The sequence below is a fragment of the Pararhizobium sp. LjRoot238 genome, assembly GCF_964252955.1.
Taxonomy (GTDB): Bacteria; Pseudomonadota; Alphaproteobacteria; order Rhizobiales; family Rhizobiaceae; genus Pararhizobium.
Genome location: NZ_CAXUPP020000001.1, coordinates 3519708 through 3542788 on the forward strand (window position 1 = coordinate 3519708; position 23081 = coordinate 3542788).

Annotated in this window: 21 protein-coding genes, 1 tRNA gene and 2 pseudogenes; 16 read left to right on the forward strand and 8 right to left on the reverse strand. The window is 60.7% G+C overall.

Annotated elements, in window-relative coordinates; translation table 11 throughout:
• Position 1: 1 nt before the first annotated feature.
• Positions 2-2923, reverse strand: coding sequence for an excinuclease ABC subunit UvrA (uvrA, locus tag ACSQ3F_RS17110; RefSeq protein WP_436101323.1), 2922 nt, complete (start codon positions 2921-2923; stop codon positions 2-4).
• Positions 2924-3190: 267 nt separating this feature from the next.
• Here uvrA and ACSQ3F_RS17115 point away from each other — a divergent pair, with 267 nt between their 5' ends.
• Entirely contained in the window at positions 3191-3721 is a 531-nt protein-coding gene (locus tag ACSQ3F_RS17115; RefSeq protein WP_436101324.1) for a single-stranded DNA-binding protein, read from the forward strand.
• 77 nt (positions 3722-3798) lie between these two features.
• Here the strand turns inward: ACSQ3F_RS17115 and ACSQ3F_RS17120 are convergent, their stop codons facing one another.
• Positions 3799-4425, reverse strand: a complete 627-nt coding sequence (locus tag ACSQ3F_RS17120) for a MarC family protein (protein WP_436101325.1) — start codon at positions 4423-4425, stop codon at positions 3799-3801.
• A 232-nt stretch (positions 4426-4657) separates the two neighbouring features.
• Here ACSQ3F_RS17120 and gyrA point away from each other — a divergent pair, with 232 nt between their 5' ends.
• The 11 genes from gyrA (at position 4658) to tgt (ending at position 15423) form a co-directional block, all read left to right on the forward strand.
• Entirely contained in the window at positions 4658-7438 is a 2781-nt protein-coding gene (gyrA, locus tag ACSQ3F_RS17125) for a DNA gyrase subunit A (RefSeq protein ID WP_436101326.1), read from the forward strand.
• A gap of 153 nt (positions 7439-7591) precedes the next feature.
• Complete coding sequence (locus ACSQ3F_RS17130) at positions 7592-9085, forward strand: FAD-binding protein (protein WP_436101327.1); 1494 nt, start codon at positions 7592-7594, stop codon at positions 9083-9085.
• 11 nt (positions 9086-9096) lie between these two features.
• Positions 9097-9507: a DUF4383 domain-containing protein gene (locus ACSQ3F_RS17135; RefSeq protein ID WP_436101328.1), complete on the forward strand. Its 411-nt coding sequence runs from the start codon at positions 9097-9099 to the stop codon at positions 9505-9507.
• Positions 9507-10583: a hypothetical protein gene (locus ACSQ3F_RS17140; RefSeq protein WP_436101329.1), complete on the forward strand. Its 1077-nt coding sequence runs from the start codon at positions 9507-9509 to the stop codon at positions 10581-10583. The genes ACSQ3F_RS17135 and ACSQ3F_RS17140 overlap by 1 nt, the downstream gene beginning before the upstream one ends.
• The gene (locus ACSQ3F_RS17145; RefSeq protein WP_436101330.1) at positions 10573-10875 is read left to right on the forward strand and encodes a hypothetical protein; all 303 of its coding nucleotides are present in this window, start codon (positions 10573-10575) and stop codon (positions 10873-10875) included. Before ACSQ3F_RS17140 ends, ACSQ3F_RS17145 begins: the two co-directional genes overlap by 11 nt.
• A gap of 220 nt (positions 10876-11095) precedes the next feature.
• Complete coding sequence (locus ACSQ3F_RS17150; RefSeq protein ID WP_436101331.1) at positions 11096-11293, forward strand: hypothetical protein; 198 nt, start codon at positions 11096-11098, stop codon at positions 11291-11293.
• Positions 11294-11491: 198 nt separating this feature from the next.
• Positions 11492-11986: a pantetheine-phosphate adenylyltransferase gene (gene coaD, locus ACSQ3F_RS17155; protein ID WP_436101332.1), complete on the forward strand. Its 495-nt coding sequence runs from the start codon at positions 11492-11494 to the stop codon at positions 11984-11986.
• A gap of 30 nt (positions 11987-12016) precedes the next feature.
• Entirely contained in the window at positions 12017-12586 is a 570-nt protein-coding gene (locus ACSQ3F_RS17160) for a peptidylprolyl isomerase (protein WP_436101333.1), read from the forward strand.
• Positions 12587-12612: 26 nt separating this feature from the next.
• A complete protein-coding gene (locus ACSQ3F_RS17165; protein WP_037123635.1) occupies positions 12613-13122 on the forward strand; it encodes a peptidylprolyl isomerase in 510 nt (169 codons plus the stop codon).
• Between the two features lie 79 nt (positions 13123-13201).
• Complete coding sequence (gene queA, locus ACSQ3F_RS17170; RefSeq protein WP_436101334.1) at positions 13202-14287, forward strand: tRNA preQ1(34) S-adenosylmethionine ribosyltransferase-isomerase QueA; 1086 nt, start codon at positions 13202-13204, stop codon at positions 14285-14287.
• Complete coding sequence (tgt, locus tag ACSQ3F_RS17175) at positions 14284-15423, forward strand: tRNA guanosine(34) transglycosylase Tgt (protein WP_436101335.1); 1140 nt, start codon at positions 14284-14286, stop codon at positions 15421-15423. The genes queA and tgt overlap by 4 nt, the downstream gene beginning before the upstream one ends.
• Before the next feature lie 11 nt (positions 15424-15434).
• Here the strand turns inward: tgt and ACSQ3F_RS17180 are convergent, their stop codons facing one another.
• The gene (locus tag ACSQ3F_RS17180) at positions 15435-15821 is read right to left on the reverse strand and encodes a DUF4864 domain-containing protein (RefSeq protein WP_436101336.1); all 387 of its coding nucleotides are present in this window, start codon (positions 15819-15821) and stop codon (positions 15435-15437) included.
• A gap of 416 nt (positions 15822-16237) precedes the next feature.
• Between ACSQ3F_RS17180 and ACSQ3F_RS17185 the strand changes: the two genes are divergently transcribed.
• A complete protein-coding gene (locus ACSQ3F_RS17185; protein WP_436101337.1) occupies positions 16238-16597 on the forward strand; it encodes an EF-hand domain-containing protein in 360 nt (119 codons plus the stop codon).
• Positions 16598-17137: 540 nt separating this feature from the next.
• Here ACSQ3F_RS17185 and ACSQ3F_RS17190 read toward each other — a convergent pair.
• A complete protein-coding gene (locus ACSQ3F_RS17190) occupies positions 17138-18346 on the reverse strand; it encodes an MFS transporter (protein ID WP_436101338.1) in 1209 nt (402 codons plus the stop codon).
• Between the two features lie 13 nt (positions 18347-18359).
• Positions 18360-18575: a DUF1127 domain-containing protein gene (locus tag ACSQ3F_RS17195; protein ID WP_436101339.1), complete on the reverse strand. Its 216-nt coding sequence runs from the start codon at positions 18573-18575 to the stop codon at positions 18360-18362.
• Between the two features lie 137 nt (positions 18576-18712).
• Between ACSQ3F_RS17195 and ACSQ3F_RS17200 the strand changes: the two genes are divergently transcribed.
• Complete coding sequence (locus tag ACSQ3F_RS17200; protein WP_436102177.1) at positions 18713-20224, forward strand: winged helix-turn-helix domain-containing tetratricopeptide repeat protein; 1512 nt, start codon at positions 18713-18715, stop codon at positions 20222-20224.
• An 89-nt stretch (positions 20225-20313) separates the two neighbouring features.
• Here ACSQ3F_RS17200 and ACSQ3F_RS17205 read toward each other — a convergent pair.
• A pseudogene (locus ACSQ3F_RS17205) lies at positions 20314-20505 on the reverse strand (hypothetical protein); the annotation flags it as partial.
• A pseudogene (locus tag ACSQ3F_RS17210) lies at positions 20475-20665 on the reverse strand (helix-turn-helix domain-containing protein); the annotation flags it as partial. The pseudogenes ACSQ3F_RS17205 and ACSQ3F_RS17210, both read right to left, overlap by 31 nt.
• Before the next feature lie 270 nt (positions 20666-20935).
• Between ACSQ3F_RS17210 and ACSQ3F_RS17215 the strand changes: the two are divergent.
• Both ACSQ3F_RS17215 and ACSQ3F_RS17220 read left to right on the forward strand, forming a co-directional pair.
• Positions 20936-21010 (forward strand) — tRNA-Glu (locus ACSQ3F_RS17215).
• A 192-nt stretch (positions 21011-21202) separates the two neighbouring features.
• Positions 21203-22147 (forward strand): phosphoribosylaminoimidazolesuccinocarboxamide synthase, encoded by a 945-nt coding sequence (locus ACSQ3F_RS17220; protein WP_436102178.1) that lies wholly within the window; start codon positions 21203-21205, stop codon positions 22145-22147.
• 102 nt (positions 22148-22249) lie between these two features.
• Here ACSQ3F_RS17220 and ACSQ3F_RS17225 read toward each other — a convergent pair whose 3' ends face one another.
• Positions 22250-23080, reverse strand: a complete 831-nt coding sequence (locus ACSQ3F_RS17225) for an MBL fold metallo-hydrolase (protein ID WP_436101340.1) — start codon at positions 23078-23080, stop codon at positions 22250-22252.
• Position 23081 lies beyond the last annotated feature (1 nt).

Here is a 23081-nt window from a genome sequence, read left to right on the forward strand (position 1 = left end):
TTTACTCCGCCGCTTCCGCCTTGCGGATCGGCCGCCTCTCCAGAAGCTCCTTCAGGAAGGCGCCGGTATGTGAGCGCTTTTCCTTGACGATATCCTCTGGCGTTCCCGCCGCAATGACCTCGCCGCCGCCGTCGCCACCTTCGGGGCCGAAATCGATCACCCAGTCGGCGGTCTTGATGACTTCCAGATTGTGCTCGATGACCACGACCGAATTGCCCTGGTTGACGAGTTCATGCAGAACTTCAAGAAGCTTGGCTACGTCATGGAAATGCAATCCAGTTGTTGGTTCATCAAGGATATAGAGCGTGCGCCCGGTCGAACGCTTCGACAACTCCTTGGCAAGCTTGACGCGCTGCGCCTCGCCGCCCGAGAGCGTGTTGGCCTGCTGACCGACCTTGATGTAGCCGAGGCCGACCTGGTTGAGCGTGATCAGCTTGTCGCGCACGGCCGGGACGGCGGCGAAGAACTCGACGCCCTCCTCGACCGTCATGTCGAGCACGTCGGCAATCGACTTGCCCTTGAAATGCACATCGAGCGTCTCACGGTTGTAGCGTTTGCCGTGGCAGACGTCGCAGGTGACATAGACATCCGGCAGGAAGTGCATCTCGATCTTGATGACGCCGTCGCCCTGGCAGGCCTCGCAGCGGCCGCCCTTGACGTTAAAGGAGAAACGGCCGGGCTGGTAGCCGCGCGCCTTTGCCTCCGGCAGGCCGGCAAACCAGTCGCGGATCGGGGTGAAGGCGCCGGTGTAGGTCGCCGGATTGGAGCGCGGCGTGCGGCCGATCGGCGATTGATCGATGTCGATCACTTTGTCGATGTGCTCGAAACCGTCGATCCGGTCGTGTTCGGCCGGATTTTCGCGCGCGCCCATGATGCGGCGCGCGGCCGCCTTGTAGAGCGTCTCGATCAGGAAAGTCGACTTGCCGCCGCCGGAAACGCCGGAGACAGCCGTGAAGATGCCGAGCGGGATCGAGGCGGTGATATTCTTCAGATTGTTGGCGCGGGCGCCGACAACGGTGATTTCCTTTTTCTTCTTCGGCTTGCGCCGTTCGGCGGGCACGGCAACCGAAAGCTCGCCGGAAAGATATTTTCCAGTCAGCGAGTTCGGATTGGCGATGACGTCGGACGGCGCGCCTTGCGCGACCACCTCGCCGCCGTGGATACCGGCGGCGGGTCCGATATCGACGACATAGTCCGAGGTCAGGATCGCATCCTCGTCGTGCTCGACGACGATCACCGTATTGCCGATGTCGCGCAGATGCCGAAGCGTATCGAGCAGCCGGGCATTGTCGCGCTGATGCAGGCCGATCGACGGCTCGTCAAGCACGTAGAGCACGCCGGTCAGGCCAGAGCCGATCTGCGACGCCAGCCGGATGCGCTGGCTTTCGCCGCCCGACAGCGTGCCGGAATTGCGCGAGAGGCTGAGATATTCCAGGCCGACATCGTTGAGGAAGCGCAGCCGCTCGCGGATTTCTTTCAGGATGCGAACGGCGATCTCGTTCTGCTTGGCATTCATATGGCTCGGCAGCGTCTCGAACCAGTCGCGCGCAACGCGGATCGACATATCGGTCACCTCACCGATGTGCAGTTTGTCGATCTTGACCGCCAGCGCTTCCGGTTTCAGGCGGAAACCGTCGCAGGCCGGGCAGGGGGCGGCCGACATGTAGCGCTCGATCTCCTCGCGTGCCCAGGCACTGTCGGTCTCCTTCCAGCGCCGCTCCAGATTGGGCACGATACCTTCGAAGGTCTTGGAGGTGTTGTAGGACCGCGCACCGTCCTCGTAATGAAAACTGATCTTCTCCTCGGTGCCCTGCAGGATCGCATGCCTGGCTTCGTCGGACAGATCGCTCCATTTGTTAGACAGCTTGAAGCCAAACGCCTTGCCGAGGGCCTCGAGTGTCTGATTGTAGTAGGGCGATGAGGACTTGGCCCAGGGCGCGATGGCGCCGTTCTTCAGTGTCCGGTCGGGTTCCGGGACGATCAGCGCCTCGTCGATCTTTTGCTGGCTGCCGAGTCCATCGCAGGTCGGACAGGCGCCGAACGGATTGTTGAACGAGAACAGCCGCGGCTCGATCTCCGAAATGGTGAAACCGGACACAGGGCAGGCAAATTTTTCGGAAAAGAGAACGCGCTCGTGCGTCTCGTTCAGCGACTTGTTGGCAGAGCCGCCCGCGGCCGTCTCTTCCGGCGGCAGCGGCTTGTCGGCGAATTCGGCGATGGCCAGGCCGTCGGCGAGCGTCAGGCAGGTTTCGAGACTGTCTGCCAGCCGCGCCGTCAGGTCGGGGCGCACGACGACGCGGTCGACGACGACGTCGATGTCGTGCTTGTATTTCTTGTCGAGCGTCGGGGCCTCGGCGATCTCGTAGAACTGCCCGTCGATCTTGACGCGCTGAAAGCCCTTCTTCATCAGCTCGGCAAGCTCTTTTTTATACTCGCCCTTGCGGCCGCGGACGATCGGCGCCAGGATATAGAGCCGTGTTCCCTCGCCGAAGTCGATGACACGATCGACCATCTGGCTGACCGTCTGGCTCTCGATCGGCAAGCCCGTGGCGGGGGAATAAGGCACGCCGACGCGGGCAAACAGCAGGCGCATATAGTCATAGATTTCGGTGACCGTTCCGACCGTCGAGCGCGGATTGCGCGAGGTCGTCTTCTGCTCGATCGAGATCGCCGGTGACAGCCCGTCGATCTGGTCGACATCCGGCTTCTGCATCATCTCGAGGAACTGCCGGGCATAGGCCGAGAGACTCTCGACATAGCGGCGCTGGCCTTCCGCATAGATCGTGTCGAAAGCGAGGGACGATTTTCCGGAGCCGGACAGGCCGGTCATGACGATCAGCTTGTTGCGCGGCAGGTCAAGGTCAATGCCCTTCAGATTGTGCTCGCGCGCGCCGCGGATGGAAATGGTCTTGAGTTCGCTCATCGTGTCCAGCTTTGTAAGTCCATTGAAAGCTCCTATTTAAGTACGGCACAGCGCATGTCGAGGCGCAATACGAAAAACAGGCCGGCTTTCCCGAGTCGGTTGACAGAATATTACGAATTTATTAGAACAAATAAAGAACAAAATTTGAAATCTGTTGTGGATGACGGGATGCAAAGGGGCGTATGGTGGGCTATCAGCCGCTAAAGTGTGCGCTTAGAATTTTGGTGGCCGGGCTGCAATGCCGGGCGGGATAACAGGAAAAGCAAGATGGCGGGTAGTGTCAACAAGGTGATTTTGATCGGGAACCTCGGGGCCGACCCGGAAATCCGGCGCACGCAGGACGGCCGGCCGATCGCCAACCTGAACATCGCGACGTCGGAAACCTGGCGCGACCGCAATTCCGGCGAGCGCAAGGAAAAGACCGAATGGCACCGCGTGGTGATCTTCAACGAGGGCCTCTGTAAGGTTGCCGAGCAATATCTGAAGAAGGGTGCCAAGGTTTATATCGAAGGCGCGCTGCAGACCCGCAAATGGCAGGACAAGGACGGCCAGGACCGCTATTCGACCGAAGTGGTGCTGCAGGGCTTCAACTCGACGCTGACGATGCTCGACGGCCGCGATGGCGGTGGCTCCGGCGCCGGTCGTGGCGGCGCGGACTATAGTGGCGGCAATGTCGGCGGTGGAAGTTCCAGCAATTACGGCGGCGACTACGATCGTCCATCGTCGGCACCGGCTGGCCGCTCGAGCGGTGGCGGCGGAAACTTTTCGCGCGACATGGACGACGACATTCCGTTCTGATTCTGGCCATTGTGGGACAATAAAAGAAGGCTCGGGAAACCGGGCCTTCTTGCGTCAGCGGTGATTGGCGGCGGCCATCACGCGAAAGCCGACTTCACGCCATCAACGACGAACTGGACCGCCAGAGCCGCAAGGATGACGCCGAGCAACCGGGTCAGGATGGCGCGGCCGGTGACGCCAAGAAACCGGTCGATGCGTTCGGCAATGACGAGGGCGGCAAAGAGAAGGGCCAGGCAGAAGGCGATCACCAGGATAAGCTGTGCCCGGTCGATGGTGGCGGAAAACGATCCGGACAAGAGGATCGTCGCCGAGATCGCGCCGGGACCGGCAATCAGCGGCAGTGCCAGCGGAAACACTGCGATATTGTGAATGTGGTCGCGGGTGATCGCCGCTTCGCCGGTCTTTTCCTTCCGCTCATTTCTCTTCTCGAAGATCATCTCGAAGGCGATCCAGAAGAGCAAAAGGCCGCCGGCGATCCGGAACGCGCCGATTGAAATGCCGAGCAGCGCAAGGATGCCGTTGCCGAACAGGGCGAAGGCCGAGAGAATGAAGAAGGCGATCAGCGTGCCGCGGCGCGCCACGAGGAACCGTTCGTGGCGGCTCATGCCCGTGGTCACGCTGAGGAAGATCGGCGCAAGGCCCGGTGGATCGATGGTGACCAGAATGGTGGTCAGCGCATTGATCAGAAGGTCGATATGTGACATCCGATTTCCCCGTCGCGGCTTGTTTATGATGGCCGTCTCATGGATTGTTAGGCGACCGGGTCGGCGAAGGAAAGAGCCGTTTCGGGCCGTTCCTTCGCTTTTGCCTTGCAAATGCCATCCATAGCGCCGAAGAGCCTAAAAGGCTGTTCAAAACCCGGCCCCGAAATTGGCGCTCGCCAATGCATTCGGCTATAAAAATCTGTCTGATTCTGAACAAAGATCGTGATCGAAATTGACTGAACAAACCACACCCGGCGGCGGCAAGAATCCACCAGGCATCGAGCCTATTTCCATTATGGAGGAAATGCAGCGGTCGTATCTCGATTACGCCATGAGCGTCATCGTTAGCCGTGCTCTTCCCGATGTCCGCGATGGTCTGAAGCCGGTTCACCGCCGCATCCTCTGGGGGATGAGCGAACTCGGCATCGACTGGAACAAGAAATACGTCAAGTGCGCCCGCGTCACCGGTGACGTAATGGGTAAATACCATCCGCACGGCAACATGGCGATTTACGACGCCTTGGCGCGCATGGCGCAGCCCTGGTCGTTGCGCCTGCCGCTGATCGACGGACAGGGCAATTTCGGCTCCATCGACGGCGATCCGCCGGCGGCCGAACGCTACACCGAATGCCGGCTGCAGAAGGCAGCGCATGCGCTGCTTGACGACCTCGACAAGGAAACCGTCGATTTCCGCGACAACTATGACGGTACGCTGAACGAACCCTCGGTCGTTCCGGCCAAGTTCCCGAACCTTCTGGTCAATGGAGCAGGCGGCATCGCCGTCGGCATGGCGACGAACATCCCGCCGCACAATCTGGTCGAGGTCATCAACGGCTGCATCGCGCTGATCGACGATCCGGCGCTCGAACTGCCGCAACTGATGGAGATCATTCCCGGACCGGACTTCCCGACCGGCGCCTTCATCCTCGGCCGCTCCGGCATCCGCTCGGCCTATGAGACGGGCCGCGGCTCGGTCATCATGCGCGGCCGCGCCACCATCGAGCCGATGCGCGGCGACCGTGAGCAGATCATCATCACCGAAGTTCCCTACCAGGTGAACAAGGCGACGATGATCGAGAAGATGGCCGAACTGGTCAAGGACAAGCGCATCGAGGGCATTTCCGACCTGCGCGACGAGTCCGACCGCCAAGGCTACCGCGTCGTCGTCGAACTGAAACGCGACGCCAATGCCGAGGTCATCCTCAACCAGCTTTATCGCTATACGCCGCTGCAGACCTCATTCGGCTGCAACATGGTGGCGCTGAACGGCGGCAAGCCCGAGCAGATGGCGCTGCTCGACATGCTGCGCGCCTTCGTCGCCTTCCGCGAGGAAGTCATCAGCCGGCGCACGAAGTATCTTCTGCGCAAGGCGCGTGACCGCGCGCACGTCCTGGTCGGCCTCGCCATCGCCGTCGCCAATATCGATGAGATCATCAAGCTGATCCGCGAAGCGCCGGATCCGCAGACGGCGCGCGAGCAATTGATGACGCGCCGCTGGCCTGCCTCCGATGTCGAGAGCCTGATCCGGCTGATCGACGATCCGCGTCACCGCATCAACGAGGACCTCACCTACAACCTGTCGGAAGAGCAGGCGAGGGCGATCCTCGAACTCCGTCTCGCCCGCCTGACGGCGCTTGGACGTGACGAAATCGGCGACGAACTCAACAAGATCGGCACCGAGATCAGCGATTATCTGGACATCCTCTCCTCGCGCGTCCGCATCATGACGATCGTTAAGGACGAGCTTGTCGCGGTTCGCGACGAATTCGGCACGCCGCGCCGCACCGAGATCGTCGAAGGCGGTCCGGATATGGACGACGAGGACCTGATCGCCCAGGAAGATATGGTCATCACCGTGTCCCACCTCGGCTATATCAAGCGGGTGCCGCTGACGACCTACCGGGCGCAGCGCCGTGGCGGCAAGGGCCGCTCCGGCATGGCGACGCGCGACGAGGATTTCGTTACCCGGCTTTTCGTCGCCAACACGCACACGCCGATCCTGTTCTTCTCCTCGCGCGGCATCGTCTACAAGGAGAAGGTCTGGCGTCTGCCGATCGGCACGCCGCAATCGCGCGGCAAGGCGCTGATCAACATGCTGCCGCTCGAGGCCGGCGAGCGAATCACCACGATCATGCCGCTGCCCGAGGACGAGAGCACCTGGGAAAACCTCGACGTGATGTTCTCGACCACCCGCGGCACGGTCCGCCGCAACAAGCTGTCGGATTTCGTCCAGGTCAACCGCAACGGCAAGATCGCCATGAAGCTCGAGGAGGAGGGCGATGAAATCCTCTCCGTCGAGACCTGTACCGATCAGGACGACGTCCTTCTAACGACGGCTCTCGGCCAGTGCATCCGCTTCCCGGTCGATGATGTGCGTGTCTTCGCGGGCCGCAACTCGATCGGCGTCCGTGGCATCTCGCTCGGTGAAAACGACAGGATCATCTCGATGACCATCGTCGCCCATGTCGATGCCGAACCTTGGGAACGCGCGGCCTACCTCAAGCGTGCCGCCGCAGAACGGCGCGCGGCAACCGGCGAAGACGAGGAAATCGCTCTGGTCGGCGAAGATGTGACCGAGGAAGGTCAACTTGACGAGGCCCGTTACGAGGAACTGAAGGCGCGCGAACAGTTCGTCCTGACGGTTTCGGTCAAGGGCTTCGGTAAGCGCTCGTCCACCTACGACTTCCGCACCTCCGGCCGCGGTGGCAAAGGCATCCGCGCCACGGACACCTCGAAGACGGGCGAAATCGGCGAACTCGTCGCAGCCTTCCCGGTCGAAGATAACGACCAGATCATGCTGGTGTCGGATGGCGGCCAGCTGATCCGCGTGCCGGTGGGCGGCATCCGCCTTGCCAGCCGTGCGACCAAGGGTGTAACGATCTTCTCGACGGCCAAGGACGAGAAGGTCGTCTCGGTCGAGCGGATCAGCGAGCCGGAATCCGATGAGGAAGACGAGATTGTGGCCGGGGCGGACGTGCCGGAAGGCGAGCCGCCGGTCGCAACGGAAGAATAACGGTTCCTCCATACTGCTAAGATGAAAACCGGGCGATCCTGTCGCCCGGTTTTTCTTTGCCATTGAATTTGTTCGCCCGCGAATTAATCCTGTCGCTGCACCGTTACAGACGTGATTCCCAGATGGGCAATCGGTGCAAGGGGCGGGGAGTTCATGGGGCATTTGACACGGCGCGCGCTGTTGGCAGGGGTATCCGCGGGTGTCGGGCTTTATGCCGGCCGCACCCTTCTTGCGCCGACAAGCGCCACAGGTCCGGTTTTTCCGGCGGAAGCGCAGGCGGACAACGGCGGCATTCTCCTCAATGACGCCAGTGAGTTGTCGCCGACCGCTGTTGCAAAACACGTGGTTGTCACTGCCGACCCCAGGGGTGAGGCCGTCGAAAACATCCGGGCGCTGATGGCCGAGGCGCAAGGTGCCGGTCGGCCGTTCATTGCCAGCGCCGCCCGCCATTCCATGGGTGGCCAGAGCCTGGCGCCGGGCGGCTCGGTGCTGACCCTGGATCAGCAATGGCTGGAAGCCGACCCGGCATCAAGGACCTACCGGGTTGCCGCCGGCGCGCGCTGGTCAACCGTCATCGCCAGGCTCGACGCGATCGGCTTTTCGCCGGCCGTGATGCAGTCGAACAATGATTTCGGTGTTGCCAGCACCTATTGCGTCAATGCGCATGGCTGGCCCGTGCGCTTCAGCGGCTGCGGCAGTACCGTGAGGTCGCTGAAGATGCTGCTCGCGGACGGAACGCATGTGACATGCTCGCGAAACGAGAACGTCGAACTCTTCCGGCATGCCATGGGCGGCTACGGCCTTTTCGGCGTGATCACCGAACTCGAACTCGACATGGTGCCGAACAGCCGTCTCGAGCCTGGTTTCGAGCGCGTTTCCGGCCCCGATCTCGGCAAGCGGTTCGCCGAGATTCTGGACGCCGATGCATCAATCCAGATGGCCTACGGCCGGCTCGATGTCTCGCTCGACCGGTTCTTCGAGGACGGTCTGCTGATTTCTTATCGGCCGGCTGCCGACCAGTCCGACCTTCCCGCTGCAACCGGTTCAGGCTTCGTCAGCCGTGTCTCCCGCGAAATCTTCCGCCGGCAGGTCGGTTCGGACGGAGTGAAACATATGCGCTGGTGGACCGAGACCTCGCTTGGTCCCTCCATCGCCGGGGCGTCGACGCGCAACAGCCTGATGAACGAGCCCGTCGTCACCCTTGACGATCTCGATCCGTTGCGCACCGATATCCTCCACGAATATTTCGTGGCGCCGTCACGATTTGCCGAATTTGTTGCGCTGTGCCGCGACGTGATCCCAGCGTCCTTCCAGCAATTGCTCAATGTCACCCTACGCTACGTCGATACCGACCGCGACAGCGTGCTCGCCTATGCGACCGAACCGCGAATCGCGGCCGTCATGCTGTTCTCACAGGAGAAGACCGTGCGCGGCGAGGCCGATATGGCACGCATGACGCGGGAACTGATCGAGCGGGTGCTGGCCATCGGCGGCACCTATTACCTGCCTTACCGTCCACATGCGTCGATCGATCAGCTGGTTCGCGGCTATCCGCGCGCCGCTTCCTTCGCCGCCAGCAAGCGCGCGTTCGACAAGGGCCTTCTTTTCCGCAATCATTTGTGGGACGCCTATCTCGCCGGACTATGAAAGGATCCTTCGTGGGGAATCTGCGCATCATCGCCACCGTCTATGCCATCGTGCTTCTGGCTGCGGCGTCACTGAATTACATCCCCGGATTGACCGACGATCAGGGCAGGGCCTTCGGCATCTTCGCTCTCGATATCTATGATGATAGCCTGCATGTCGCATCCGCCGCCTGGGCTGCAATAGCAGCTTGGCTTTCAAGCCGGGCGGCGCGCAGCTTTCTTCTCTATTTCGGCATTCTCTACTTTGGTGATGGCTTGCTCGGCCTGATCACCGGCTCCGGTTATCTCGATCTCGGCATCATCAATTACGGCATTCAGGATCTGCCGCTCGGCTTCAAGATTCTCGCCAACCTGCCGCATCTGGCTCTGGGCGGGTTCGCGGTGTTCTCCGCCCTTGTCTTCGGCAAAGAGGCGACGGCCTGATGCGCGTGGTTTGGAAGCTCCTCAAATGGAGCCTCGCGGCGATCCTGCTGTTGATCCTGCTGCTTCTGAGCCCTGTCGCCTATATCGAGGCTTTCTGTCATGGCGAAAGGACAGAAGAACGCTACACACCCTTGATCAAGGATGCGGCCTTCCACCGGGACGAAGCCAACACCTTCCTGACCTATCCGGAATGGCACATCGTCTATGCCTATGACGGGTTGGCGCAAACGCTGAAGACCGGCGATGAATATGCATTCGACTATTTCTCAAGCGTCAAGGGCTTCTGGACATCGGCCTGTGCTCTGACGAAGATTGCCGATGCGCATGGCGGCGCCGATTCCGCAACACGCATGACGATCCATACGATCGGCGTCAGTTTCACGCTCGAAATGCTGCTCAAGGCAGCTTACGAGGAAACGATCGGCCGCCTGACGGCGACGCTGCGCGGTGAGAAGAAAACACCTCAGGATCAGGTCGCCGCCGGAATGGCGGTCGATTATGCCGCCTTCCTCCGTCAGACCCCCTGGTACAAATATCCGTTTGCCAGTCAGATAAGGAAACTCGACGAGGCGCCCGAGACCGATCCGGTGCGCGGCCGGGAGCGTCGGTTTGCACTCGGGACCGAGTGGTGGGCAAAGACGCTCTACGCCGGACTGATTGCCAATGCCGTCGCCGGAACCACTGGCCCAGCGCAGCTTGAAATCCGCAGCGTCGTCAGTGGTTTGGGCCCAAGCGAGCTGGCGGGCATCCCAGGCGTGAAAGTGATCGGTGAAAACGGCGGCGATGTCGAAATAGAAACGCCGCGCTACGACCTGTTCACCAAGATCCTGGTCGAGATCGCGCAGAAAGGTGGTACGATCCGCGAGATCGCCGGTAACGATGACATCATGGTTTCCGTCACCGAAAAACCTGACCTGGCGATACCCGGCCTGCCGGGTACCGTCATTGCCCGCGTCCATCGGGAGGGTTTTGACGGAAACCGGCTGCTGGTTGCCCTCAAGGTAAATGAACTGGCGAGCTTGCTGCGGATCATCCCCTTGGCCGATCCGGGCGTGGAGCACGTCTTTGATTATTAGGGCTGCCAGGCTCGTCGCGACAGCGATTGCCATCGTCCTTCTCTGGTATGTTGCGATGGCGGCAGTGTTTCGTGTGACTGAACAGGCGTCCGCCGCGCTGGTGCTGCTGCCGGATCGGTATCTTGCGGCCGGGCAACTGCCGGAAGGGATCTCCATCCTCAAATGGAACAGCTATTTCGCCGTCCTTGCCAGCGACCGCGCGGGGTACGTCGGCAGGCTCTATGCGGCAGGTTTTCCTTTGGTTTTTCCAGCGAGAAGCGGCGGTTGCCTCAGCTATCGCGGTTCAGCGTAACCCTGCTGTCGTCAGCGCAAAGAAAAACCGGACTGGCAGGGGAACCGTCCGGTTTTCAATTCAGCGGCACTGGAGGAGGCTGCTGTCGTTGCGGAACTTTCAACTACCGGCTCGTCAAACGCTGAATCCGCCGGCGTGCTGGCTGCTGTCCTTCATAGCAACCCGGTCGCGATGAAGGTCGAGAATGGTTCGTGCGAAATCGACCAGGAACACAATACTAATGATTGCCGATATGAGCATCATTGTGGTTGCCATGGCGAAACTTCCTTACTTCACCAGACGATCGCGCAAGAAATCTGCGCGGTCGATGCGCGCTTCGTTTCTGATTGCGCTTGCCGTTGCAAAAAGCATGGTGAAAAACATAATCATCGAAAAAAGTAGAATAAGTGCCATAGCCGTGATCCTTTCAGCTGAGTAACGGCCGCATCTCCAAAAAGTTCCGTTCGTGTTTTCTTCAAATACTCAATTCTCTTTGAAGCGGCCTTGAACGTTACATTCATCTAGCGTTCATGCGGCCGGGCCGCTGTTTCCGGGGGAACACGCAACCGTGCCGAAGGGGCTCCCTTGCGATTGCCCGCGGTCCGTGACAAAAGGCTTCGAAACGGAAACAGGCGCGATGACTACTGCTTTTTATCCCGGCTCCTTCGATCCCATGACCAACGGACATCTCGACGTGCTGGTCCAGTCGCTGAACGTGGCGCCGAAGGTGATTGTCGCCATCGGTATCCATCCCGGCAAGGCGCCGCTGTTTTCTTTCGAGGAACGGGCGGAACTCATCCGTCAGTCGCTGAGCGAGTTTCTTCCCGAGAGAGCCGGCGATATCTCGATCGTCTCTTTTGACAATCTGGTGGTCGATGCCGCGCGACAGCACGGCGCCTCGCTTCTGGTCCGCGGCCTGCGCGACGGCACCGACCTCGACTATGAAATGCAGATGGCGGGCATGAACCGGCAGATGGCGCCCGACATCCAGACCCTGTTTCTACCGGCCGGAACTGCATCGCGGCCCATTACCGCCACATTGGTCCGCCAGATCGCGGCGATGGGCGGCGACGTCAGCGCCTTCGTGCCCAAGGCCGTTCACCAGGCGCTCAGCGCCAAGCGCAAGTCCTGACGCGTTTCATTCATTTTCACGGGAGCTATCATGAAAATCCTCCACCTCGCTTTCGCAGGCGCAGTTGCTCTTGCTTCCCTGACCGGCAATGCCTTTGCCCAGGCCAAGGAATACATCACCATCCAGCTCAAGGACGGCCCGGTCGTGATCGAGCTACTTCCTGATGTCGCGCCGAAGCACGTTGCCCGCATCAAGGAACTGACCGAGGCCGGCGAATACAACAATGTCGCCTTCCACCGCGTGATCCCGGGCTTCATGGCCCAAACCGGCGACGTCCAGTACGGCAATATGGAAAAGGACTTCAAGGCGGATATGGCCGGCATGGGCGGCTCCTCCAAGCCGGATGTCGAAGCCGAGTTCTCAAAGGTTCCCTTTGAACGCGGCACGGTCGGCATGGCTCGCAGCCAGGATCCGAACTCCGCCAACTCGCAGTTCTTCATTATGTTCGCACCCGGCTCCTTCCTGAACGGCCAGTACACAGTGGTCGGCCAGGTCGTCGAGGGCATGGAGAATGTCGACAAGATCAAGATGGGCGACGAGGCCAACAACGGTTCCGTCACCGATCCCGACCGCATGATCAGCGTCAAGGTCGGCAAGTAAACTGAGTTCCAACAAGGAGAAATGCCATGACCGAGATCAAGGATCCGGAAAACACCATCATCATGGAAACCACCAAGGGGCAGGTCGTCATCCAGCTTCTGCCGGACCTGGCGCCGGGCCACGTTGCCCGCATCAAGGAACTGTGCGCCGAAGGCGCCTATGATGGCGTCGTGTTCCACCGCGTCATCGACGACTTCATGGCGCAGACCGGCGACGTGCAGTTCGGCAAGCAGGGCGGCGAGCAGTTCAACCCGGCCCGCGCCGGCATGGGCGGCTCTTCCAAGCCCGATCTGAAGGCTGAGTTTTCCAACATGAGCCACGTGCGTGGCACATGCTCCATGGCTCGCAGCCAGATGCCGAACTCGGCCAACTCGCAGTTCTTCATCTGCTTCGCCGACAGCCCCTGGCTCAACAAGCAGTATTCCGTCTGGGGCCAGGTGATCTCCGGCATGGAAAATGTCGACAAGATCAAGCGCGGCGAGCCGGTCAAGGATCCCGACAGCATTGTTTCGATGAAACTTGCCGCCAACGCCTGATCTAGGCTAATGCAACAACCCGTCCCGGATCGCCCGAACAGGGCGCCGGGGCGGGTTTGCCGTTTAAAGAAGACTGTTGATGCGCGTCGACCTGTTCGATTTCGATCTCCCCGAGGAAAATATCGCGCTGAGGCCTGCGAGCCCGCGCGACAGTGCGCGTATGCTCGTCGTCCGGCCGCAACAGGAAGAGCCGCTTTCAGACCACGGTGTTTTGGACCTGCCGTCCTTCCTGCGCCCCGGCGACGCGCTGGTTTTCAATGATACGAAGGTTATCCCGGCGCAACTCGAAGGCCGGCGGCGGCGCGGCGAGGATGTGGTGACCGAAGTCTCCCTGACCCTGCACATGCGCGCAGGACCTGGTCGCTGGAAAGCCTTTGCCCGGCCAGCCAAGCGCTTGAAGCCTGGCGACCGCATCGAATTCGGCCACGGCTCCAACACCTGCCTGATGGGTTCGCTGGAGGCGACCGTCGAGGCGAAAGGCGAGGCGGGCGAGGTGACCCTGCGCTTCGACCTCTCCGGCCCCGCGCTCGATGAAGCGATCCTTGCTGTCGGCCATATCCCGCTGCCGCCCTATATCGCCTCCAAACGGCCCGAGGACGAGAAGGACCGCACCGACTACCAGACGGTCTATGCGCGCGAGCAGGGCGCTGTCGCTGCGCCAACCGCAGGTCTGCATTTCACCGACCGGCTTTTCGCGGCATTGGACACGATGGGTATCGAGCGCTACTTCGTCACGCTCCATGTCGGCGCTGGTACGTTTTTACCGATGAAGGTCGATGACACCGAAGACCATGTCATGCACGAAGAGATCGGCCATGTGGGCGCAGATGTGGCGGAGCGGCTCAATGCGGTCAAGGCGAGGGGCGGGCGCATCGTCTGCGTCGGAACGACCTCTCTCCGGTTGATCGAAAGCGCTGCCGAGGAGAACGGCGAGATCAGGTCGTGGTCAGGCCCGACAGGCATCTTCATCACGCCCGGCTACCGGTTCCGTGCCGTCGATATGCTGATGACCAATTTTCACTTGCCGAAGTCGACATTGTTCATGCTCGTCTCGGCCTTCAGCGGTCTTGAGACGATGCGGCGCGCCTATGCCCACGCAATCGACCACGGCTACCGCTTCTATTCCTACGGCGATTCCAGCCTGCTTTTCCGGGATGATTCATGACCGAGACATTTCAGTTCAGTCTTCTCGCCACCGATGGCAAGGCTCGCCGCGGCACAGTATCGATGCCGCGTGGCGATATCCGCACGCCGGCCTTCATGCCGGTTGGCACGGTCGGCACGGTCAAGGCGATGTATCTCGACCAGGTGCGCGATCTCGGCGCCGACATCATCCTCGGCAACACCTATCACCTGATGCTGCGGCCAGGGGCGGAGCGCGTCGCCAAGCTCGGTGGCCTGCATCAACTGATCCGCTGGCCTTACCCGATCCTCACCGATTCGGGCGGCTTCCAGGTCATGTCGCTCGCCGGCCTGCGCAAGCTCGACGAAAAGGGGGTGACCTTCAAGAGCCATGTCGACGGCTCGCTGCACCATATGTCGCCGGAGCGCTCGATCGAGATCCAGGGACTGCTCGGCAGCGACATCCAGATGCAACTCGATGAATGCGTTCGTCTGCCGGCGGAGCCGAAGGAGATCGAACGGGCGATGGAGATGTCGTTCCGCTGGGCAGAGCGCTGCAAGGTCGCCTTTGGCGATCAGCCTGGCAAGGCGATGTTCGGTATTGTCCAGGGTGGTGACATTCCAACACTGCGCGAGCGTTCGGCGGAGGCGCTGTCGGGGCTTGGTCTCAAGGGCTATGCCATTGGCGGTCTTGCCGTCGGTGAGCCGCAGGCTGTGATGCTCGATATGATAGACACGACCTGCCCATATCTGCCGGCCGAGAAGCCGCGTTATTTGATGGGCGTCGGCACGCCGGACGACATTCTGAAATCGGTTGCGCGGGGCATCGACATGTTCGACTGCGTGATGCCGACCCGTTCCGGCCGTCACGGCCTGGCCTTCACCCGGCACGGCCGCATCAACATGCGCAACGCCCGCCATGCCGAAGATATGCGGCCGCTGGATGACCAGTCTTCCTGCCCGGCGTCGCGTGACTATTCGCGGGCCTATCTGCACCATCTGGTGCGCTCGAACGAGTCGCTCGGCGGCATGCTTTTGACCTGGAACAACCTAGCCTATTACCAGGACCTGATGACCGGAATCCGCAAGGCGATCGAGGAGGCGCGCTATGCCGACTTCATGGCGGAGACGAAGGAAGCGTGGGCTCGCGGCGAGGCGGAAGCCAAGCAGGCCGCCTGAGCCAGGTCTGGTCAAATCTCGGGGCCGGGCGCCTGTTGCAGCATCTGCACGCCGTTGATCTTGTAGGTGCCATCCGGCTGCTTGACGAGGAAATACAGCGCCGTCCAGTCCTTGCCGTCCGGTCCTGAGATCGGCACTTCCTGCACCACCATATCGCCTTCGACCTTGCTGCGTCCGAAAGCGAAATTGCCCGGCCGGTACACGGGGGCATAACCGCGCTTGACCATATCGAAGAAGATGTTCTTGTTGGGAAACTTCCCCTTGATCTGCGGCGAAGCGAAGGAATAGGCCGTCTCTGCGTCGTCGTTGAGGAAAGCCTCGATCTGGCTCTGGATGATCGACTGGGCCGTATCGACCGGTTCGGCCGCGCATGCCAGGGGCACCGAGATCATCAACATTGCAATACATGCGCAAGCTCTGAACGTCCGGATCATTGCCCCATCTCCTTGCTGAGCATGGTTTATTCTACGCCAGACAAGCCGCTATGGTTTCAGCCCCACTGAACTATCCGAAAAAAAATCTATGTAAAATACTGCATATTCAATGTTATATAAGATCTATATGAATTAATACATTAAACGATAAACTGTTCGTGACATGGCGGGATCAAGGTTGCCGTCATGAACATCATGCGCCCAAAATGGCCGGAGCACGATTGAAACGTCATTTTTCGAGGCACGGTTGATGTAACGCAAAGCGGCCAGTTCGTTTCAGGGATATTTGAAATACTATTCGCGTGCGGCGAAAATCGAAAGCGCCGAAGACAATACCTACGGTTATCGAACATTTGCTACATCCAAGAAGGAGAACGCACATGACGTCGAGAAAATTGGCATGCATGGCGATTGTCGCCACGCTTATTTCAGCCAGCACAACGACCACGACCTTCGGGCAGACGGCCCCAGCCGAGGGCCAAGATGCACAGTCTGAGTCCTCAGAGACGATGCCGGGTACGATGATGGGGAGGCACGGTATGATGGGCGGAATGCGTGGGGGCGCGATGCGAGGTCACATGATGAAAATCATGTTCGCCGTCGCGGATGTCGATGGAGACGGAGCGCTCTCCTTCGAGGAAGTAACGACGATCCACAAACGGATCTTCGACAAAGTCGACGCAAACAAGGACGGCAAGGTGACAACCGAGGAGATGCAGGCCTTTATGCGGGATCAATGAGCGGCAGTCTGACGGATAAGGTGCGGGGTCCCGCGAGGAAATGGCGTTGGCCACGTTCCGCTGGAGTCTGTCAGGACGAGAAGCCAGAAGTTGCCGGGCTCGCCGTGCCGGATATGCCAGCCGGGTCGTTGGGCACGGGAGACGAGCTACGCGCTTCGTATGACGTCCTTGTGCTGTCGGGAAAGACGGCACGAGCAAGCACTATCACGCTGTCAGGCCGAAAGCCCAGCTCGACTTCGCCCGGCACATGGGTCCGAAATGCGACACCTAACGTCAAGCGTTGCTTGGCGTGAGGCATGGCGACGACATAAAGAGATCCAGTCTTCGAAGCCTCATAATTCAAAGACTCGTCTGCTTCGCGGCGTTCATCATATCGTCGGTCATCGGTGGCCTTTCCATCAGGTTGGTCTTCGACAACCCGACCCTACCGGAAAACAACTGGTGACCACCGCTACCCTGCTACACCACTCCCTGGGACATCATCCTCCCTATTGGTGGAGCCCGGCATACCATCGACGCGGCACGAGGCAAGTGCCTCGATCAGACCCGCCGTCTCTCCGCCATCAGAAACACCGCCAGTACACAGCACAGCAGGCCGAGGGACGATGGCAGCCCCTGATGTCCGATCAGTTGCATCGCCAGTCCTGTCGCGGGCGAGCCGACGATGCCGCCGATGCCCCATACGAACGCGAAGGCCGCGTTACCGGCGATCAAGGCTTGACCGGTGAAACGCTCGCCGAGTTGGATCAGCGACATGGTGTAGATCCCGAACGAGACCCCGCCCCAGACGAAAACGAGCGGCCAGATGAGCCACGAGTTGAAGATCGACGGTAGCAGCAGGCAGCCGGCCAGCGAAGCCAGGGCACAGAATAACATGGTCCGCGTCGAGCCAAACTGTTCGGCCACGCGCCCGAGCAAAATCTGCAGCACGGCATTGCCTGCGATGAAACAGGTGATGAGCGAAGCGATGCGCTCCTCGGCGCTGCCGAGCGCGGCACCATAGACCGAGAACAAGGAAAGCAGGATCTGCTCGAAGGCGGCAGCAGTGAAAACCGCGAACAATAGGAGCGGCGCCAGTGCGAAGAAGCCGCCGACCGATGTTGCCTCGCCTTCATGCGGCATGTCAGGCAGGCGCGGCACGACCGCAAGCACGATCAGGCCGCAGAGAAGGAAGGCCACGATGCCGATCATGAAGGGCGGCCAACCCTGCGTGCCGACCAGGCCGAGCGACAGCGGGCCGATGGCGAAGCCACCCGAAACGATCGATGAATAGAGGCCCATGATGCGGCCCCGGCGTGGCGCGGGCGTGATCGAGATCAGCCAGGTTTCGCTGATCACGTAAAGCGGATTGGCGAAGAAGCCGAGCAGGAAGCGCAGCGGCATCCAGGCCCAGACTTCCGGCGTCCAGGCAATCGCGATCAGGGTGAGCGCGGCCAGGATCGAACACAGGATCGCAAGCCGCGCCCCGCCCACGTGCCGCGTCAGCGCCGGAATGAAGGGCGCGGATACAATGAAACCCAGCGGCGTCATCGCCGCCGACAAGCCGATCAGGCCGGGCGTCGTCCCCTGCCGCTCCAGGATGAAGCTGAGCAGCGGATAGGTCAGCCCCTGTGCCACGGCGAACACCGTGACGGTCGCGATGATGCCCGCCATCGCGGCCCATGGGATCCGATCCTCTCGCGGTGATGTCGTGCTGTGCAAGTGCCGGCGAACCACTGCGGCACGCGGAAACTGGCGATCCGGTGTCATTGCAGCATTCGCCTTATACTTGCCAGAAGGGCTTGGCGATCTCTGCCTCGACCTGCCGTCTTGTCAGACCGATATCGTCGATCAAATGGGGATTGGCCTTCGACTTTTGCTCAAGTTCCCAGCGAAAATGTATCCGCCAGCGCCAGGTCGCGATAATGCTTCGCAGGGGCCCCTGGCTATAGTGCCGAAGCGACACTTCCGCCGGCCCCACGGGGGGAGTATGGTTCATGGCAACCTCCATAGGGTTTGAGGGTCCGGGGGCCCTCGACCTGAAAGAGGGTGAACTCTGCTGGATACGAACAGCGTCGTACTTAAGCTCTCCCAAAAAGTTCTCAAAAACTTCCAAACGGGCTATAGATGCGCCGTATGCAGGGATCGCGCTTTGCCTTTGGTCCGTTCGTGCTTGATCCGGGTGCGGGAACGCTCCTTCGGAACGGTGATTCCGTTGCCGTTGGCTACCGCGGGGTAAAGCTGCTTGCGGCGCTCGTCGGACGGCCCGGCGAAATTCTGGGCAAGGCCGAGTTGATGGACGCGGCGTGGCCGGGCACGGCCGTCGAGGAAGGCAACCTCACCGTCCAGATCGCGCAGCTGCGCAAGCTGCTTGGTCCGGCCGCCGGCGGCGGTGAATGGATCACCACGGTTCCGCGTGTCGGCTACCGCTTCACGGGGGGGCCTATCGAACAGCTCGGCGGCGCGAAGCGAAAACCTTTGCCGCTGCCCAGCAAACCATCGATAGCCGTGCTGCCCTTCGTGAATATCAGCAACGATCCCGAGCAGGAGTCCTTCGCGGATGGGCTGACCGAAGACCTCATCACCGACCTGTCCAGGATCTCCGGCCTGTTCGTCATCGCACGCAACTCGGCCTTTGCCTACAAGGGGAAGGCGATGGACGCGCGCGGGATCGCTGAGGACCTTGGCGTGCGCTACCTGCTGGAGGGCAGCGCAAGGCGCGCCGCGGGGCGCGTGCGCATCAACGCCCAGCTGGTCGATGCGGTGAGTGGCGATCATCTATGGGCAGAACGCTTCGATCGCAGCCTGCAAGATATCTTTGCCGTTCAGGATGAGGTCACCGGCAAGATCGTGGAGGCGCTGCTCGGCCGGTTGCGCGCACCGCCGCCGCGCAATCGGCCCAAAAATCTCGAGGCTTACGATCTCTGCGTGCGGGCGCGCAAGCTGATGGATGATTCGCCGCAGACGGCGCGGGAAGCGCATCTGATGCTCACGCGCGCGGTTTCGCTCGATCCGGAATACGCCGAGGCCTATCGCTGGCTGGCCATGAACCACTGGATGGGATGGGTGCATTCCGGCGGCCCAACGGAACCTACCCGTGGCGTTGCTTTGGAACTGGCGCGAAAAGCTGTCGCGATCGATCCCAACGATGCCGGCTGTCGCTGGATCCTGGCTTACCTGCTTGCCTATGAGCGCAGCTTCGCCGAGGCAGATGCGGAGTTTGCCAAGGCGATCGAGCTCGACCCGAACGAGGCCGACACCTGGGCGGCATTATCCGACATCGCGGTCCTGGCCGGGCGGGTCGAGGAGGGCCTTGAGCACATTCGCAAGGCGTTCCGGCTGAACCCGTTTCCGGCAAGTTGGTACTATCTGACGCTCGGCCAGGCGCAATATGCGGCCGGCGAATACGAAGCCGCTGTCGAGACACTGCGCAGGGACGAGACTTATCGTACAAGCTCACGCCGTTTCCTGGCGGCAAGCCTTGCCCAACTGGGCCGGCTCGACGAGGCGCGCGCAGAGGTCGAACTGTTCCTCGTCGGCAACCCGCATTTCACAACCCGCCACTGGGCCACGACGGAGCCATTCCGCGACGCTGCGACGCTTGAGCATTTCGTTGATGGCTACCGCAAGGCCGGTCTCCCGGAGTGACCTCCCAAACGGCCATTCACCCTGCGCGTGACAAAAAGCCCCGGCGAGAACCTCGCCGGGGCTTTTGCACATGAGCTTGCTTGTGACCGTCAGGCAGCCTTCTCGGCCTCCGCGGCCACCGTCGGCCGCGGGCGAAAGTTGAGCCGGTCGGAGCCGGAGGTGACTACCACCGTTGAGCCGTCCAGAAAGTCGCCGAGCAGGATGCGCTCGGCGAGCGGGTCCTGCAGCTCCTTCTGGATCACGCGCTTCAGCGGCCGCGCGCCGTAGGCCGGATCGACGCCGCACCGCCAGCGCTGATCCGATCCAGCAGCCGACGCACCCCTGTCGGGTACTCAGATCAAGCACATGTGCCGCCGATACCAGCGTCATGCGCCCGGCGATCACCTTCGACAAAACCTCGATCCGCTGCAGATCACGCTCGCTCATCGCAATCAATCCCATCCGCAATCTCCCAGGTCATCAAAACCCGGGGAGAGTGACATTCTTACTTTGCAGAAACAGGACACTTTAACTTTGCGGCTACACATGAACCATCACATAAGATAGATTATGGAACTTAATTGCCATTTCGGCAGTGTTGCGGTTTTTTTGACAAACGGCAGTCGTGGTTCGCCGTTTGTCTTCTATGGTGTGCCATTCTTCTCTTTTGTTGTATGTTGTTGAATGTCTTGCGGTGCCAGTGTGACAACACGCTGCTGCCAATGGCCGTGAGCGCCCATCGTCTAGCGGTTAGGACGCCGCCCTCTCACGGCGGCAACACGGGTTCGAGTCCCGTTGGGCGTACCAAAGGCAATGATTGTTTCAAAGCGAACGATCACTTCGCAACTACGGCTGCCAATGGCATTATTTGCGACGTACCACATGCGATTTGGTGCCGAATACCGAATTGCGCCGGCCTTCCGCTTGACCTTTGACATGCCCCGGGCTTAAGCGATGCCATTACCAACCGTCAGCGAAAGACCGTACCCGATGAGCGATTTGCGCATTCTTTCAGACGCTTTCATTCCCGAACTGCCGGGACGCTACAAGGGCAAGGTTCGTGAGAACTACGATCTGCCGGATGGCCGGCGGATCATCATTGCGACGGATCGGCTGAGCGCTTTCGACGTGATCCTGACCTCGATCCCGTTCAAGGGCCAAGTGCTGACGCAGACTGCCCGCTACTGGTTCGAGGAAACGGCCGACATCTGCCCGAACCATGTCATCGACTATCCCGATCCCAACGTCGTCGTCGGCACGCGGCTCAATATTCTGCCGGTCGAGATTGTCGTGCGCGGCTATCTTGCCGGCACGACCAGCACGTCGATCCTGACCAAATACCGCAACGGCGAACGCGAAATGTACGGCATCCGGCTGCCGGACGGCCTGAAGGACAACGAAAAACTGCCGCAAGCGATCATCACGCCGACCAGCAAGGCGTTCGACGGCGGCCATGACGAGCCGCTTTCCGCCGCTGAAATCCTGTCGCAGAAACTGCTGACATCAGAACAATGGGAAACCGTGTCCCGGTACGCTCTGGCGCTGTTCCAGCGCGGCCAGGAGCGCGCCGCCGAACGTGGCCTCATTCTCGTCGATACCAAATACGAATTCGGCACGGACAAGGACGGTCGCATCGTTCTCGCCGACGAGATCCATACGCCCGACAGCAGCCGCTACTGGATTGCCGAGAGCTACGAGCAGAGCTTTGCCTCTGGCGAGCGGCCGAGGAGCTTCGACAAGGATTTCGTCCGCGCCTGGGTGATGGAGCGCTGCGATCCCTATAAGGACCCGATCCCAGAAATTCCGGCCGATCTCGTCGAACAAACGTCGAAAGTCTATATCGAGGCCTACGAGACGATTACCGGCCAGCGTTTCGTCGCCGATCTTTCCGGCACCACCGTTCTCGATCGCATCCGGAGCAACCTGGAGCCCTATTTCAGCTGATCCGACTACAGCGCTGCGCGTCAAATATGACGCGCAAAGGACGCTGTAGCACGTTGAACCTGCTGCATAATTTTATCCTTAAATCGATTCCGATTTAAGGAATTATGCAGTAACCACGTCGGTCACGTCGAATTCCAGCCGCATCCCGTCATAGGCCGGCTCCACATGATCCGGCGTCTCGCGCATCACCGTCTCGTAGTCGAGCGGCGTATGCATGTGGGTCAGCACGGCGTGTTTCGGGGCGAAGCGTTCGATCCAGCCGAGCGACTGTTCGACTGACAGATGGCTTGGGTGGAACTTGTATTGCAGCGTATCGATCACCAGCATATCGAGCCCGGAAAGCTTGCCAATCGTTTCCTGAGGGAAATCGCTGACATCGCTGCAATAGGCAAAATCGCCGATGCGAAAACCGAGGGACACGATGCTGCCGTGGTGCTGCAGCAGAGGCTGAAAGACAATCGCGCCGCCGGCGCCGGTGATCGTAATCGGCGGCAGCGACGGATCGATGATCTTCGCCTCTACGATCGGCGGATAGCTGCTGTCTGGCGGCGTTTCCAGGCAGTAGCGAAAGGCCTCGCGAATGCGCCCCATGGTCGCGGCATCGGCCCAGATCGGCATGCGTTCACGGGTGTGTTGCACGTATCCGCGCAAATCATCGATACCGTGAATATGATCGGCATGCGCATGGCTGTAGAACACGGCATCCAGATTGTGGACCTTCGCCGCGATCATATGCGCGCGAAAATCCGGTCCTGTATCGATGACGACGGTTGTCGTTCCGCCATCCGGACCTGTCTGTTCAACAAGCAGGGACGCGCGGGTGCGGCGGTTTTTGGGATTGGCCGGGTCGCAGGCACCCCAGTCGCCATTGATGCGCGGCACGCCAGGAGACGAGCCGCAGCCGAGAATGGTGAAGACCCGCCTCACCGCCACC

Bases quoted from the DNA above. Each gene is read 5' to 3' on its own strand.
- uvrA (WP_436101323.1), bottom strand. From the start codon at position 2,923: ATGAGCGAACTCAAGACCATTTCCATCCGCGGCGCGCGCGAGCACAAT.
- ACSQ3F_RS17115 (WP_436101324.1), top strand. From the start codon at position 3,191: ATGGCGGGTAGTGTCAACAAGGTGATTTTGATCGGGAACCTCGGGGCC.
- ACSQ3F_RS17120 (WP_436101325.1), bottom strand. From the start codon at position 4,425: ATGTCACATATCGACCTTCTGATCAATGCGCTGACCACCATTCTGGTC.
- ACSQ3F_RS17130 (WP_436101327.1), top strand. From the start codon at position 7,592: ATGGGGCATTTGACACGGCGCGCGCTGTTGGCAGGGGTATCCGCGGGT.
- ACSQ3F_RS17140 (WP_436101329.1), top strand. From the start codon at position 9,507: ATGCGCGTGGTTTGGAAGCTCCTCAAATGGAGCCTCGCGGCGATCCTG.
- ACSQ3F_RS17150 (WP_436101331.1), top strand. From the start codon at position 11,096: ATGATTGCCGATATGAGCATCATTGTGGTTGCCATGGCGAAACTTCCT.
- coaD (WP_436101332.1), top strand. From the start codon at position 11,492: ATGACTACTGCTTTTTATCCCGGCTCCTTCGATCCCATGACCAACGGA.
- ACSQ3F_RS17160 (WP_436101333.1), top strand. From the start codon at position 12,017: ATGAAAATCCTCCACCTCGCTTTCGCAGGCGCAGTTGCTCTTGCTTCC.
- ACSQ3F_RS17165 (WP_037123635.1), top strand. From the start codon at position 12,613: ATGACCGAGATCAAGGATCCGGAAAACACCATCATCATGGAAACCACC.
- queA (WP_436101334.1), top strand. From the start codon at position 13,202: ATGCGCGTCGACCTGTTCGATTTCGATCTCCCCGAGGAAAATATCGCG.
- tgt (WP_436101335.1), top strand. From the start codon at position 14,284: ATGACCGAGACATTTCAGTTCAGTCTTCTCGCCACCGATGGCAAGGCT.
- ACSQ3F_RS17180 (WP_436101336.1), bottom strand. From the start codon at position 15,821: ATGTTGATGATCTCGGTGCCCCTGGCATGCGCGGCCGAACCGGTCGAT.
- ACSQ3F_RS17185 (WP_436101337.1), top strand. From the start codon at position 16,238: ATGACGTCGAGAAAATTGGCATGCATGGCGATTGTCGCCACGCTTATT.
- ACSQ3F_RS17190 (WP_436101338.1), bottom strand. From the start codon at position 18,346: ATGACACCGGATCGCCAGTTTCCGCGTGCCGCAGTGGTTCGCCGGCAC.
- ACSQ3F_RS17195 (WP_436101339.1), bottom strand. From the start codon at position 18,575: ATGAACCATACTCCCCCCGTGGGGCCGGCGGAAGTGTCGCTTCGGCAC.
- ACSQ3F_RS17200 (WP_436102177.1), top strand. From the start codon at position 18,713: ATGCAGGGATCGCGCTTTGCCTTTGGTCCGTTCGTGCTTGATCCGGGT.